Annotated in this window: 15 protein-coding genes; 6 read left to right on the forward strand and 9 right to left on the reverse strand. The window is 38.6% G+C overall.

Annotated elements, in window-relative coordinates; translation table 11 throughout:
• The first annotated feature begins 8 nt into the window (after positions 1-8).
• Entirely contained in the window at positions 9-767 is a 759-nt protein-coding gene (locus tag AC3M61_RS04365; protein WP_500779673.1) for an SIR2 family NAD-dependent protein deacylase, read from the forward strand.
• Positions 768-769: 2 nt separating this feature from the next.
• Here the strand turns inward: AC3M61_RS04365 and AC3M61_RS04370 are convergent, their stop codons facing one another.
• From AC3M61_RS04370 to AC3M61_RS04410, 9 genes are all read right to left on the reverse strand, one after another.
• Entirely contained in the window at positions 770-1,630 is an 861-nt protein-coding gene (locus AC3M61_RS04370; RefSeq protein ID WP_500779674.1) for a bifunctional methionine sulfoxide reductase B/A protein, read from the reverse strand.
• A 36-nt stretch (positions 1,631-1,666) separates the two neighbouring features.
• Positions 1,667-2,395, reverse strand: coding sequence for a hypothetical protein (locus AC3M61_RS04375; RefSeq protein ID WP_500779675.1), 729 nt, complete (start codon positions 2,393-2,395; stop codon positions 1,667-1,669).
• Positions 2,379-3,224 (reverse strand): Cof-type HAD-IIB family hydrolase, encoded by an 846-nt coding sequence (locus AC3M61_RS04380; protein WP_500779676.1) that lies wholly within the window; start codon positions 3,222-3,224, stop codon positions 2,379-2,381. Before AC3M61_RS04380 ends, AC3M61_RS04375 begins: the two co-directional genes overlap by 17 nt.
• Positions 3,225-3,243: 19 nt before the next feature.
• A complete protein-coding gene (gene rsmA, locus AC3M61_RS04385; protein WP_500779677.1) occupies positions 3,244-4,083 on the reverse strand; it encodes a 16S rRNA (adenine(1518)-N(6)/adenine(1519)-N(6))-dimethyltransferase RsmA in 840 nt (279 codons plus the stop codon).
• A 23-nt stretch (positions 4,084-4,106) separates the two neighbouring features.
• Positions 4,107-4,829 (reverse strand): hypothetical protein, encoded by a 723-nt coding sequence (locus tag AC3M61_RS04390; RefSeq protein ID WP_500779678.1) that lies wholly within the window; start codon positions 4,827-4,829, stop codon positions 4,107-4,109.
• Between the two features lie 104 nt (positions 4,830-4,933).
• On the reverse strand, positions 4,934-6,226 hold the full coding sequence (gene miaB / locus AC3M61_RS04395; protein ID WP_500779679.1) for a tRNA (N6-isopentenyl adenosine(37)-C2)-methylthiotransferase MiaB: 1,293 nt from the start codon (positions 6,224-6,226) through the stop codon (positions 4,934-4,936).
• A 172-nt stretch (positions 6,227-6,398) separates the two neighbouring features.
• On the reverse strand, positions 6,399-7,004 hold the full coding sequence (gene udk, locus AC3M61_RS04400) for a uridine kinase (protein WP_014451104.1): 606 nt from the start codon (positions 7,002-7,004) through the stop codon (positions 6,399-6,401).
• Between the two features lie 32 nt (positions 7,005-7,036).
• Positions 7,037-8,158, reverse strand: a complete 1,122-nt coding sequence (locus AC3M61_RS04405) for an ROK family protein (RefSeq protein WP_500779680.1) — start codon at positions 8,156-8,158, stop codon at positions 7,037-7,039.
• A 78-nt stretch (positions 8,159-8,236) separates the two neighbouring features.
• Positions 8,237-9,457, reverse strand: coding sequence for a glycosyltransferase (locus AC3M61_RS04410; RefSeq protein ID WP_500779681.1), 1,221 nt, complete (start codon positions 9,455-9,457; stop codon positions 8,237-8,239).
• 302 nt (positions 9,458-9,759) lie between these two features.
• Here AC3M61_RS04410 and AC3M61_RS04415 point away from each other — a divergent pair, with 302 nt between their 5' ends.
• From AC3M61_RS04415 to AC3M61_RS04435, 5 genes are all read left to right on the forward strand, one after another.
• The gene (locus AC3M61_RS04415) at positions 9,760-11,010 is read left to right on the forward strand and encodes an ABC transporter substrate-binding protein (protein ID WP_500779682.1); all 1,251 of its coding nucleotides are present in this window, start codon (positions 9,760-9,762) and stop codon (positions 11,008-11,010) included.
• Positions 11,011-11,141: 131 nt separating this feature from the next.
• A complete protein-coding gene (locus AC3M61_RS04420) occupies positions 11,142-11,990 on the forward strand; it encodes a carbohydrate ABC transporter permease (protein WP_500779737.1) in 849 nt (282 codons plus the stop codon).
• A gap of 26 nt (positions 11,991-12,016) precedes the next feature.
• Entirely contained in the window at positions 12,017-12,862 is an 846-nt protein-coding gene (locus AC3M61_RS04425; protein ID WP_500779683.1) for a carbohydrate ABC transporter permease, read from the forward strand.
• Complete coding sequence (locus AC3M61_RS04430) at positions 12,859-13,866, forward strand: carbohydrate kinase family protein (RefSeq protein WP_500779684.1); 1,008 nt, start codon at positions 12,859-12,861, stop codon at positions 13,864-13,866. Before AC3M61_RS04425 ends, AC3M61_RS04430 begins: the two co-directional genes overlap by 4 nt.
• 10 nt (positions 13,867-13,876) lie before the next feature.
• Positions 13,877-15,304: a glycosyltransferase gene (locus AC3M61_RS04435; protein ID WP_500779685.1), complete on the forward strand. Its 1,428-nt coding sequence runs from the start codon at positions 13,877-13,879 to the stop codon at positions 15,302-15,304.
• Positions 15,305-15,388: the final 84 nt, after the last annotated feature.

Below are 15,388 nucleotides of genomic sequence, written 5' to 3' on the forward strand. Positions count from 1 at the left end.
GTAAGATTATGGATTTCGATAAACTTATTGAAAAATTTTGCGAAATACTTAAGAAATCAAAATTTGTTGTTGCACTCACTGGTGCAGGTGTCAGTGTTCCCAGTGGTATACCTGACTTTAGAAGTCCAAATGGGCTTTACGCGAAATACGGTCAGGATATCTTTGAAATCGATGAGTTTTACAAAAATCCAGATAGGTTTTACAATTTTGCAAGGGAAGGTCTTATACCTATGTTGTCAGCTCAACCAAATGTTGTTCACCACATGTTGGCAAAGCTGGAAGAAATGGGAATATTGAAAGGGGTCATAACTCAGAACATCGATGGGTTACACCAAAAAGCTGGCAGTAAGAATGTGGCAGAAATCCATGGGAGTGTTAGAGTTTGGAACTGTCTGAAATGTACTAAACGCTACGAAATCCTTGATGATGAACAAAGGGAGTTTTTATTATCTAACCATTTCAGATGCTCTTGTGGAGGTTTAGTAAAGCCAGATATAACTTTCTTTGGTGAGATGTTACCTATGGATGAGTTTGCAAAAGCCCAGAAGTGGGCAGAAAGTAGCGACTTGTTCTTAACTTTAGGCACTTCGCTCGTAGTTTATCCAGCAGCACAGTTGCCTATCTATGCTCTCAGAAGTGGGGCCAAACTTGTGATTGTGAATAAAGGTGAAACACCTCTTGATAGGTACGCAACATTTAAGTTTGATATTGACTTGATGGAATTCTCCAACAAGATTCTTCAATCCCTCGATACTTTTCTGAACTGAGCTCAAAATATCTTTCGCCTGTAATGGCAATAAGGAGTTTTTCCTGTCTTTTCGTAATAGTCTTGGTGATAATCTTCGGCAATCCAAAATGTCGAAGCTCTCCTAAGTTGAGTTGCGACTTTGTAGTTTTTCTTTAATTCTTCTATTATCTTTTCAGCAATTTCTTTTTGCCTCTCATTTGTATAGAATATGGCACTCTTGTATTGTTCACCAATATCAGGTCCTTGCCCGTTTTCTTGTGTAAAATCGTGGATTTCAAAGAAATACTTTATCAGTTGTTCCTCGTCTATCTTTTTTGGATCGAATATGACCTCTACGGTTTCCAAATGGCCAGTCAATCCAGTGCATACTTGTTCGTATGTTGGATTGGGCCAACGTCCACCCATGTAACCGACCCTTGTATCAACAACTCCATGGAGTTGTTTGAAAAGATGTTCAACGCCCCAGAAACAGCCACCCGCGAAAAACATTCTATCGATAGGTGGTTTCTGCCCTTCTGGTATAAACTTCAAAGAGACTGAATTCACACAGTGCCGCACATTCTTTTTTGTGAACCCCTCTCCATAGAACACATGCCCCAGATGAGCACCACAATAAGCGCAAACAATTTCTGTTCTTATTCCATCTCTATCAATTTGCTTAAATACCGCACCAGGAATCTCATCATCAAACGCAGGCCAACCACATCCAGAGTGAAATTTATCAGAAGAATTGTACAATGGGATTCCGCAGTTCTTACACACGTAAATGCCTTTTTCGAAGTGGTTTTCGTATTCCCCAGAAAATGGTGGTTCGGTACCTTTTTCAAAAAGCACGAATCTTTCAAATTCGCTCAGTTCTGGATTGATGATTTTCTTTCTCATACTCTTCCCTCTCTGTCCTTCTGAAATTCCTACTTATCACCAGGGAACTCTACCTGGAGCTGTCCTTTTCTCAATAGCCTTCTTTGCTTCCAAGATAACAAACTCATCACTTGAGTAAACAACGACACCGGTTGTTGCAAATGGCTTTCTTATATGTATTTCTCCTTGGCTTATATAGATAACTGAGTTAATCAAGACGGCTCTTCTCAAAGTGTCAAGTTCCGGAGGTTTAGTAGACCAATACAACTTTGCTGGCACACCGTTTAAGAACAAAAAAACATCCTTATCTTTTTTGATGAAAAGTGCTGAATATCCAAGGTTTCGTAGTAAATTCGCTTTACCTTCATCTTCAACTAATACTGGATATGTGAGTTTACGTGTTACAAGTGACGAAATCAAATTTACGTCGATTTTCCCTCTTCCATCAAAAATAGGAATTACTCCCGCAATGGAAAGACCAGTAGAGAACTTTTCGTAGATATCGGCGGTTATATAGGGAGACTTGTGTACTCTGTAGAAATAGTCTTCATCATCTACGCTTAATGTATCAAGTGGACCAACAAGATAATAAGAAAATCCTTTAGATTTTACATACCATCCGACATATTTGCCAACGTCTTGGGCAAGTAGAGTATTTCCAAGGCTCCCAAGTGTCAATAAACTGATATCTTCAATAATTTCTTCTAACCTTTGTGTGCAAATCAAACCGGTTTGAATTTTCAATGTTCCTATTTCCGATGTTCCAGGATTACTTGGAAAATTCAATTCCCCGAAGATACTCAGGGAAAAGGTGAACAAAACTATAAAGAACACCATTTTCTTCATTAGATTTACTAACAAAATCCGCCACCTCTTTTAACTTGTCTACGGCGTTTTCAACGGCAACTTTTGTGCCTGCAACTTCGAACATATAAATATCGTTCTCGTTGTCCCCAAAAACGACAGTGTTTTTAAGGTCGAAGCCCATATAATCCGCTAAAAACTTAAGGGCATTACCTTTATTAGCATTGGCAGGGACAATGTCCAAAAAGATTGGAAAACTCTTGAAAACGTTCGCTCTTCCATCCACAATTTCTTTGAGAGGTTCGATTAAGTTGTCGAGAATACCTTGCTCAGCAATCGCTAACATTTTTATCGGTGGATGTTTGATTGCTTTCAAGTCATCAACTACGTAGTAAGGAACATCCGCATGTTTTGAGTACAATTTTATTTCTTCGTTGTCTTTTTCGCTGTAAAGTCTATCATCGACATACGTTTGAACATGGACGTTCCTTTGCCTGAGAAATTCTATAACATTGTGTGCTGTTTCCATATCTAATGTTTTCTCATAAATAAAACCCACGTTCGGAACGTATACAACTGCTCCATTGTAGGAAATTATTGGGAAAATATCCTCACCAAAAACATTTTCCAATAATTTTTTAGCTGAGATATGCATCCTTCCAGTTGCAAAAATTACGTTATCACCGTTTTCAAGAATGTTCATTATCAATCGTTTCGTTTCCTGCGGAAATTCATTTTTAGAATTCAGCACGGTTCCGTCCAGGTCAAAGACGAAAGTTTTTGTATTTTTCAATTTTCGAATATTACTCAACCTACTTCCCTCCGTTCCTTTAATTCTCATTTGTAAATTTTGACCAAGTTTTCCACAGCATCAGAAATTGTTCTTCACTGAGTTGTTCAGGCCTTGCATTTGATGGAATGTTTGCTTCTTGGATTATCAATTCTAAAACCTTCGTATCTTTGGTTATGGTTTTTAGATTATTGTATATCGTTTTTCTCTTTTGAGAGAAGCTATCGGAAACAAATCTCCAAAAAGATTCAAGTTGTGAGCTATCTACGAATGGAAAAGGTTCTTTCCTTGTAATTTTCAGAACAACGCTATCCACTTCCGGATTTGGCACAAATGCACTTTTTGGAACCACCAGAATTTTTTCTATGTTCGCAACCGTTTGGAGGACAACAGTTAGGAATCCTCTATTTGAGCTGCCAGGTTTTTCCAGCAATCTTTCTCCAACTTCCTTTTGCATCATGATAAAGAGTGCTGAAAATGGTGTAAAAATAAGCCTTTTAAGTATGGGAGCGGTGATGTAATAGGGAATGTTCGAAACGCATTTGTACCCACTTGGAAGAAACGATAGGTCAAGGGCTAGGAAATCGGAGAAAATTAGATGGACATTCTGAAATGTTAATAACCGTTCTTCAAGGATAGGCTTGAGCCTTTCGTCAATTTCTATAGCATAAACCGTTGCACCAGTTTCAGCCAGTGCAACGGTTAAAGTTCCAGCTCCCGCACCTATTTCAAGGACTGTATCATTCTTGTCCACTTCTGATAACTCGACGATTTTTTTTGCAAAAACTTCGTTTGACAAAAAATTTTGACCCAAAGATTTCTTTAAAGTAACACCGTATTTTTTCAAATAATCGGACGTTTTCAGTTGGAAGCTCACCATCCTATGAATTTGTTTCGTTGTAACTATTTTCTACTTTTCATATTATTTTTATTTTTCATATTTTCTTGATTTTGGTGCATTGGTGGAAGTGTTGTTTCAGGTTTCTTTTCTACCACTCGTTCCACCACAATTCCGTTGTTGTATTCCATCCTTACTATACCCTTCTCGTCTGTTGTTATCTTTATTTCCGTTCCCTCGTAGCTAAGAACATAGGAACGGTCCGATAATCGTTTCAGCATTGCAATTCCTGATGCTTTGTCTGTTTTTGATGGATTAAAGAGCGCTTGAGGTATGATAATTTGGAAACGTGGCTGAGGCATTCTCAATATCATCTCAAAGTGAGGGATAATAAAATTGTTATCTAATAAAACGATATTTGGTTCTGTGAATGTAAATGTTTTGACAGATGGCGCTTTTGGATCATAATACGCATATAATGTTATTGTAGTTTTACCTGCTTTGTTAACACCAAGTATTTTAGCGACCAACTCTCCGTTTGTCCTAAACGTTGCTTCGTAGACCTGGAAGAATCCATTAGGACCATAAGCAGTTCTTGTTTCAATAGTATATTTCTCACCGTACTGTATTTCACTAACACTTATCCACCCGTTTTTTGTGTATTCAACTCGAATACGCCCCAGTTCCATGTTGTCGATACGCGCGATGTATTCAACGCCAAACGTTGTCGCAGAAATGGCAAGTAACAACACTCCAACGTATATCAACCTTACAATATGTTTTCTCATATGATTCACCTCCAGGATAATCATACAGGAAAAACCTTAAAAAATCATTAGAATTTCGAATAAATCTTACTTCAGCTTACACTGTTGTCAGACATTCAAGCACTTTATCCCAATACCTCTTCAACGGTTCCATACAACGGACCTGCTGTGATTTTGTTTATCTTTACTATGACAGTTTTTCCAATAAGTTCGTGAGAACCTTCAAAAGAGATAATTTTGTTACGTATATCCCTTCCGTAAAATAGGCCATTTTTTGCTTGTGCCTCAACTATTACCTCAACTCTTTTGTCTCTATAGGCTTCATTCAACTCTCTGTTTATCATTTTCTGCAGATTCAATAAGTAAGACATTCTACGAACCTTTGTCTTATATGGTACATCGTCCTTAAAGTATTTCCATGCAACGGTTCCTTCACGTGGAGAGTAAATAGCAAGGTTGAGTCTCTCGAATTTTATAGCCTTTACAAGTTCAACAGTTGCTTCAAAGTCCTCGTCAGTTTCCCCGGGGAAACCTACGATGATATCACTCGAGATAGAGGCATCCGGAACAATATTTCTTATGTTATTTATCAATCCAATATATTCGTCGCGAGTGTACCTTCTATTCATAGTTCTGAGTATCTTATCACTTCCGTGTTGGACTGGAAGGTGTATGGATTTCGCAATCTTGGGATTTTCAACCATAGCTTGTGGTATTTCTAAAGAAAAGTCAGTGGGGTATGATGTCAAGAACCATAGTCGCTTAACTCCATCAATTTTTGCTGTTTCTCTCAGCAATTTAGCTAATGATGTTCCATCATTCAGGTCTTTCCCATATGCATCTACATTTTGCCCAAGGAATGTGAATTCCTTGTAGCCTTTTTCAACTAAGGAACGCACTTCAAGTAATACACTTTCCATTGGTCTTGATTTTTCCCTACCTCTTGTATACGGCACTATACAGTAAGTACAAAATCTGTCGCATCCGTATATGATGGTTATCCAGGCGTGATGTTTTGAACTTCTGGTTTCCACCTTATGGTAATCAATCTCATCGAGTGTATCATCAAGATAAATTTGTTTGGCACCATCTTTAGCGTTCAAGACAGCTTCTGGAATTTTGGCAATCGCACGAGTTCCAATAACAAACGAAACGCCTCTTTTAAAGAGGTTTTCTTTTTCCTTATCGGCAACACATCCCATTATTCCTATTTTTTTCCCTTTTTTTCTGAGTTTTCCAATATGACTATAAACCTTATCTTCCGACTTCTTTCTTACGGCACATGTATTGAGAATTACTATGTCAGCTTCATCCTCGCTATCAACAACTTCAAATCCTCCATTTAGAAGCAGTTGCTTAGCTATTTCCGTGTCATTTTCGTTCATTTGGCAACCGTACGTATAAATATGGACTTTCATACTGAACCTCCTTAAGATGCACATGTCGTAGTTGTATATTTTCGTAAAGTAATTATACTTTATATACTCAAAAATTCAATCTATTTACACTGAGAAAGATAAAAAATTCGTCCATCTAATTAAATAACAGATAGACGAATCTGAGATATTCGTTAGAAGGTTGTATACAGGACTATATTAAATTCTGCACATATTCAACCACAACTTCGATAGCCTTTTCGTTGTATCCTCCACGCGGTATGATTATATCTGCATGCTTTTTCGTAGGTTCAACATAAGCATCATGCATTGGTTTTACAGTATTTAAATATTGGTCTATAACCGACTCGATAGTTCTTCCACGTTCGAAAATATCCCTTTGTAACCTTCTTATAAATCGTTCGTCTCCTTCAGTGTCAACGTATATTTTCAAGTCAGCCAATGCTCTCAGCTCGTCATAGTAAAGAGCGAAGATGCCCTCGATTAACAGAATTGGCTTCGGTTCAATTTTTGTAAAATTCCCCGTTCGCGTATACAAAGTAAAGTCGTAGTCAGGTAATTCTATGGCTTTTCCTGTTAAGAGTTCCTTCACATGTTTCACAATCAAAGTGTGTTCAATCATATCCGGATGGTCATAATTGTATTTCTTCCTCTCTTCCAAGGGTATATGCGACATGTCTCTATAATAATTATCCATTGGGAGCATGACACATTTTTCCGAGCCCAAACGTTCCATAATACGCTTAGCAACTGTTGTCTTCCCTGAGCCTGTTCCTCCTCCGATAAGTATTATATACATTCTTTACTACCTCCTGAAAGTGGTATCAAACTCTACAGTTTGGACGCTCGAGATTTTGAAAAGGTCTTTTTTACATAATTTACAGCAGCCTCTAATGAAACTCCTCTTTCGACAGCGTCATGTATATGACCGTATCGAACAGAAAAGTTGAAATTTGGAGAGAGGCTTTTTGCTTTCATTTCGATTTGCTGGGCTAGCCATTCGGAGCTTCCTTCTCCGTAAATCGCAATATTGCTAACACCTAAAATCAGCGAAAGATTTCCAAGAACGTATGCGAGCTTATCTATGACTTCAGAATAAATCTCCTTTGCTTTACTTTCGTCGGTTTTATATAAATTCCTAATTGTTTTCAGTTCATTGAGATAATTTTCCTCGTGGGCTATGAAATCAACAAATGATATCGGACTCCCGGTATATTTCTTGAAAACAACAAAATCAGAAGCGACAGTTTCAAGGCATCCATAAGCTCCACAATAGCACTTTTCATCTCCACCAAAGTATGTATGTCCTAAGGCAATGTTCTTAAACTCATCTTTACTGAAAAGAGCGTGGTATTCGTAATAGCACGCTCCGATACCTGTCCCGTAGTTCAAAACAAAGACACGTTCTCTTCCAGTAGTTTTGGACTCGTAAGCTGCGATTGCTTCAACATCCGATAAAATTACGTAAGGAACACCCAATGATTTGAGTTTCAACAATTTCACAGGGTCGTATCGCTCAAGCTTTAGAATCTTTGAGTAGACCTTTTCGTCGACAACACTTCCGGAAAACGCTATTCCAATGCTATCAAAATCATAAAACTTCTCTAAGGTCTTCTTTAGAAGTTCGTTTATACCATCATTGTTCAAAAACTCACTTTTTACTTTATACTCCGCACTTTCCAATTCTTCACCTTTCCCATTGTAAACAACAGCTCTTATACGTTCTCTACCAACGTTTATTGCTAGTATATGCCAAGCTTCTTTTGAGATCGAAATCAATTGAGGAGGTTTTCCCATTGCTGGGAATTCCTCCTCAATTTCTACATAATCCCGTAATTTATCAAGTAGATACGTCATTGTTGAAGGATTAACGCCAATAATTTTCTCAAGTTCCTTTCTCCTAAGTTTTTTTTCTCTCAAAATATGAAGCAGTATTTTGGCTTCGTTCTTCAATTCCCTACCTCCAATCCAAATAAAACAAAGAGTCAACTATTTTCTGTCCACCCTGATTTATATTATACAGAATAACTTTCATTTAACAACAGACTTTATAACTTCCAAATATCTTTTCACGTGTGCGGTTGATAAATACGTTTTTCTAACCTTTTCTTTAGCATTTTTCCCAAATTCGCGGAGTCTACTTTCACTTTCCAAAAGGTCACAGATAGCATCCGCAAGTTCTTCAACACTTTGTCTCAAATATCCGTTTACACCGTCATCAATCTGAATTTTAACACCACCGACTGGTCGTGCAACAACAGGATGTTCTTTCCACATCATTTCACTAATTACAAGTCCAAAGCCTTCCCTAGTAGCTGTGTGTAACCCTAAAGTAGAAAGTCTTTGAATAGCGTTAACTTCTAAATGACCCACACCTTTAAGGTCAGTGAGGAATAAGATGTCCTTATCAACACCTGCGTAGCGGAGGATTTCTTCAAAGAAAATCCAACCTTCCGGATCATCCTTTGCCATAGCTGAGACTATTGCAAGTTGTACATCATATCTTTCTTTCACTTTACGATACACATCGATAGCTGAGAATAAATCCTTCCATGGGTCAAACCTGGCAACAACAGTTATAAGTGGTCTTGAAACATCAATTTTGTAACGCTCAACTACACTCTTTAACTCTGCTTCTGAAAGTTCTTTGTTCTTTGGGCTGAGAGGGTCAATGCTTGGAGGAAATTCAACTGCAATGTTGTCAAATGGTGCTCTTACATAGTCCATTATATGGAATAGAGCTTTTTCATACTTTGTCATCTTAGAAGTTAATCTGTTCCAGACTTTCAGATTGGGGGTGCTTGTGTCAATATGGCATCTCCAAATGTATTTCGTATGTGTATCAGACCTGAAATATGGGATGTAGGCAGGTTGAGGGTCGTGGATTATTACAACGTCGGCATCGAGATTCAGTCTTTTGGCATTTTCTTCGTTCACTTTTTCGAAAAGTTCCCATTCTTCTTCTGAAATTTCAATATCAGCACCCTGGAGGGTATTGTGAAGTTTTTTAGTTACATTGAAAAATTCCATGGGCGCTTCAAGTACTTCCCAAGATGCATCCAACCCTGCATCCTTCATTAAGGGAACAATAGTCATGAGCAACTCGGCGACACCACCACCATATGCAGTTGCGTTAACGTGCACAACTTTGAGACCTTTCAGTTTTTCTCCAAGTTCGAATATAGCTTCCACATCCTCTTTCGAGAATACGCTGTAATCAGCAAGCCTTTTAACCGGTAGTTCTACAGTCATAACCAACGCCTCCTTCTAACGGTTTTGTGCTAGAAAGAATAGATTTTGTTCCACGGTAAGTTCGAATTTCGAATACAGTTCCAAGAGTATTGTACCATATATCTTGAACGGTAGACTAAGTAGAAAAATAGTAAAAAAGATGTAAATTGTTTCATAGTAGCTTTCTATTTAATCTAAATAGCTTTTAACTATATCTTATACGTTATTTCTTGCTATTTCTATATTTCTTTATTTCAGGTACCTCATGCTATACTACATTTGAAATTCGAAGAAACCCACACTACTTAATGGGAGGTGTAAGTATGAGGAAGTTCTTATTTGCAGTTTTATTGTTGACGCTTGCGGTAGCGGTGTTTTCCAGTTCTCGAGTTACGATTACGATGACGGCAGGTGCAGTTGGTAAAGAGCTTGAGGTTCTCTATGCTCAGCTCGATGTTTTCATGAAACAGAACCCAAATATCAAGGTTTCCGTCATGCCTATGCCAAACTCATCGACGGAAAGGCACGACCTTTATGTTACCTACTTAGCTTCTGGAGAAAAAGAACCCACAGTTTTAATGCTTGATGTTATCTGGCCAGCAGAATTTGCGCCGTATCTTGAAGATTTAACAGCTGATAAAGATTACTTTGAGCTAAACAAATTCCTTCCTGGTACAGTTAAAGCAGCAACAGTAAATGGAAGAATTGTAGCGATTCCATGGTTCACTGATGCAGGCTTATTGTACTATAGAAAGGATTTACTTCAGAAATATGGCTTCAAGAACCCACCAAGGACTTGGGATGAACTCGTACAGATGGCAAAGACAATAACAGCAAAAGAAAAGAATATGGTTGGTTTTGTATGGCAAGGTGCAAGGTATGAAGGTTTGGTATGTGACTTCATGGAATACCTTGTCTCATTCGGTGGAGATGTTCTTGATGACGAAGGAAATGTTATCATAAACAGTCCGGCTGCTGTAAGAGCACTTCAATTCATGGTTGACCTTATTTACACGCATAAGGTTTCTCCACAAGCGGTCACAACATACATGGAAGAAGAAGCGAGAAGAGCCTTCCAGAATGGTCAAGCAGTGTTCATGAGAAACTGGCCATACGCGTGGGCTCTCTTGAATGATCCAAAAGAATCGAAAGTAGCTGGAAAAGTTGGAGTTGCACCACTTCCAGCAGGTCCAGCTGGAAAGTCAGCAGCAACACTTGGTGGATGGATGCTTGGTATTAACAAGAATGCTACTCCTGAGGAGAAGGAAGCCGCTAAGAAGCTCATTAAGTTCTTAACTAGCTATGAGCAACAACTCTACAAAGCAGTCAACGCAGGACAGAACCCAACAATGATGGATGTTTACAAAGACCCAGCACTCAAAAAGGCAGCTCCATTTATGGTTGAATTGTATGGAATGTTCATTAACGCTGTTCCAAGACCAAGGACAGCGAAATACAGTGAAATATCCGATGTTATTCAAAAGTATGTGCATGCAGCTTTGACAAAGCAAACAACACCACAAAAAGCAATCGAAGATATGGCTAAAGAATTGAACAAAGTTCTTGGAAAATAAAGTAAATCGAGAACCAGTGTGATTAACCAAAATGATGAAAAGCACGACCGGGGGTTTGCCCCCGGTTTTTCAAGAAAGTGGAGGTGAAGCCTTTGAAGGCAAAGACCAAAGAAACCGTTGTAGCATGGTGGATGGTTTTACCCGCACTATTGGTGATTTCTGTCATTGCTTTCTTCCCTCTGTTTAAAACATTCTACGATAGCTTCTTTGAATTTGGATTGAGACCAGATATAGAAAAAAAGTTCGTTGGACTTAAGAATTACGTAGATTTATTCCACGATGATCGTTTTCTCGCAGCTTTAAAGACAACGATAATCTTCACTGTCGTCTCTGTGGCTCTTGAAACCGTACTCGGTCTTTTAATAGCTATTATTGTGAACCAGCCTTTCAAGTTCAGAGGAGCTGTTAGAGCAGCTATGCTTATCCCTTGGGCGATACCAACCGCGATATCATCGCAGATGTGGAAATGGATGTTCAATGACCAGGGAGGAATAATGACAAAGCTTCTTGAAAAGCTAAATATAATTGAGCCGGGTTTTCCTATTCTTGGCTCACCAAATACCGCACTCTGGGCGATTATTGCAGTAGATGTATGGAAAACAACACCTTTTATGGCTTTGCTCATACTCGCAGGTTTACAGTTAATTCCAGAAGAGTTGTATGAAGCTGCAAGAATAGACGGAGCTAATTTGTTACAGCGGTTCACAAAAATTACTCTCCCAATGTTGAGTTCAACGATAGCTGTTGCTTTGATTTTTAGAACGCTTGACGCTTTAAGGGTCTTCGATGTCGTATTTATAATGACCCGAGGAAGTGTAGGCACAGAAACTTTGGCTGTTTATAACCGCGTATTGCTGATGGATAGGGCTTTTACAGGTGCATGGTTTGGTTACGGTTCAGCACTTTCTGTGATTATATTCCTCTTAATCTCAATATTTGCAATAATTTACATAAAAAGCTTGAAGCTAAAACTGGATTGATTACCAAAAAATAAGAGGTGATAACCGTGTCCACGAAGACAAAAAAGTTGATTTTCAAGGTAACATTGACCATTGCAGTTATATTCGTTTTAATATGGTGCATTTTCCCATTCTACTGGGCGGTGGTATCATCCTTAAAACCCAATATAGAACTCTTTGATCCAAATCCTACTTTATTGCCGAAAAATCCGACATTTTCGAACTATATCAAGGTCTTCGCGGAAAGACCATTCCATGTAAACATTTGGAATAGCATAGTTGTTTCTGGTATAACTACATTAACTACACTTATTTTTGGTTCCTTTGCCGGATATGCGATAGCACGCCTACGTATGAAAGGTAAAGCATTCGTAATGGCTCTTATTCTCTCTGTTAGTATGTTTCCGCAGATTTCTATCTTAGGTTCTCTCTTTGTTATCCTTAGAAAACTTGGAATGATAAACACTTACCAGGGCTTGATTTTGCCGTATGTGGCTATAACCTTGCCGCTGACTACTTGGATACTCCAAAACTTTTTCAGGGACCTTCCAAAAGAGATAGAAGAGGCTGCAGCAATTGATGGGTGCTCTCGTTTGAGGACTCTTTTCCAAATAGTTTTTCCCATGTCTGCACCGGGTCTTGTTGCAACGGGACTTTTAACGTTCATAACTGCATGGAATGAGTTCCTTTTCGCATTTACGTTCATGCAAAAACCCCAGTATTACACCGTTCCTGTTGCTATAGCTATGTTTGCCGGTAGGACTCAGTACGAACAGCCGTGGGGTCAGTTAATGGCTGCCGCTGTTATTGTAACTGCCCCATTAGTAGTCTTGGTTTTAGTGTTTCAAAATAGAATTATATCTGGTTTGAGTGCAGGAGCAGTGAAAGGATGAAAAAATCGAAAACAGGCATGGTGCTTTTTGTTGGAGAACTCTTGGCGGATCTCATAACCTGGCAAGATTTTCATGCTGCTGAGGAATTTGTTATGAAAACAGGGGGCTCTCCAGGAAATATAGCACGGTTCGCCTCTCAACTTGGAGTTCCAACTAAAATCATTTCTCGTGTAGGAGATGACCCTATTGGTAGTAGAATTTTGAAAAAATTGAGGCAAGCAGGGGTGGACATTTCATCAGTTCAGATAGACAAAGACCATGGGACAACACTTGTGTTCGTTCAAAAAACTCCAAACAGTCCTGACTTTTTCGTAATTCGAGGTGCGGATAGGTATCTTAAATTGGAGGATGATGAGATTGAGAATATCTTAGATGGTGCTAGTATCGTTCACTTGAGTTGCTGGACGCTAACACATGAGCAATTGTATGAAACAACAATGAGCATAGTTCACAAAGCGTTAGAAAGGGGAATTCAGATATCATTTGATCCAAATTGCCGGGATAAATTATTCAGTTGCAAAAAAATAAATCTTTCAAGAGTTTTTGAATTATTAAAACACACAACGTACTCAAAACCTTCCATTGACGATGCACTAGCCTTATTTGGAATGCCTGACAATCCAGTTTCTGACTGTGAAAAACAAAAGGAAGGGTTATTTTCTTCAAACGAAATAGACATTGAACTGGTCAAATATTATGTAAGCAAGTTTCACGAACATGGTGTAAAGTACGTTGTGCTCACAGCAGGAAAGGATGGAGCATTTGCTTCTAATGGAGAAACTTTGGTCCATATCCCAGCTTCTGCAAGAAAAGTAGTTGACGCAACAGGTGCCGGTGATGGATTTTGGGCTGGTATATATTATGGACTAATTAATGGTTGTGATTTTCTACAATCTTGTAACATAGGTTCAATGGTCGCTGGTTACATAGTTGGTTTTGTTGGTGCGGAGGTAGATATAACTAACTTGAAAAAAGAACTCGAAAATAATATTCTAAGAAGATAGAGGTGAGACTTTGAGCACAACAAATACAATAAAAAAGGTAGCTTTCTTTAATCCACAGGGGAATTTTGATAAAGATGATAGTCACTTAACAGAGCATCCCGACTTCGGGGGACAGCTAGTTTATGTGAAAGAGCTTGCAAAAGCCATGGGAGAACTTGGCATAGAAGTTGATATTATAACGAGGCAAATTATCGACGAAAATTGGCCCGAATTTGCAGAACCTTTCGATTATTATCCAGACGCTCCTAATGTTAGAATAGTCCGAATCCCGTTTGGCGGAGATAAATTTTTGTGCAAGGAAGATTTATGGAAATATTTGCCAGATTACGTTGACAAAATTTACGAGTTATACAAATCAGAAGGAAGATTTCCAGACTTTGTAACTACCCATTATGCTGATGGTGGTATTTCAGGGGTAATGTTCCTTAAAAAAACAGGAATACCGTTTTCCTTTACGGCGCACTCGCTCGGTGCATGGAAAATGGAAAAGGTCTTAGAATCAGGCATGTCGCGTGAAGATGCTGAGAGAAAATACAAATTTACAGTGCGTATCACAGCTGAGAATCTGTCAATGCATTACGCCTCGTTCATAGTTTGCAGTACGAGTCAGGAAAGATATGAACAGTATTCCCACAAGCTTTACGATATAGACCCTTACGCCGATAAGTTCAAAGTTATTCCTCCGGGAATCAATCACAAAATCTTTAATCAAGAATCCAAATCCGAAGACAAGCAGATGGAAGAGTATGTAAGTCAACTACTTTCGAAAGCACCTATAAAAAGGCACAGATTGCCGTTCATAATTATGTCGAGTAGAATCGATAGAAAGAAAAACCACATTGCTGTAGTGAAAGCTTTCTTGCAGAATGGATATCTCAAAGATAGAGCGAACTTACTTATCGTTGTGCGTGGCATTAACAACGTTCTGGAATATGTAAACACTGAAAAAACAGAGGAAGCAACAATTCTTAAAGAAATAGTTGAAAGTTCCGGTAATGAAATAGGAAAGAGCATATTTTTTGCAAACATATCCGACCAAAGACATTTGGCAAGTTTGTATCGTGTTGCTGCTGCAAGGGGGTCAGTATTTGCACTTCCAGCTCTCTATGAACCTTTTGGGCTGGCTGTTGTTGAAGCCGCTGCTTGTGGACTGAAAATTGTCGTGACAAAGAACGGAGGACCAGCGGAAATATTTTCACATGGAGAAGGGCTTCTGATAGACCCAACTAATATCAATGATATCGCAACAAAACTACTACTGGCTTTGGAAAAATTTGACTGCCGAAAGTCAGTAGAACTTGCAAAGACGTTCAGTTGGGAAAACACGGCGTTAGCATATTTGGAAAATATAAAACATGTCTTGGCTAATCTAGATAGTATAGTTAGTGTAGACGAGCAAAGGCTTAAAAAATTCTATGACTTAATTAATACACTCTGAAAAATGTCAGATTTTCTAAAATCGATAAGTCCCTCAAGATAAGCCGAGGGACTTTTTTCTTTTTTAACGAACCACATTAAACAA

Source organism: Fervidobacterium sp. (assembly GCF_059913585.1).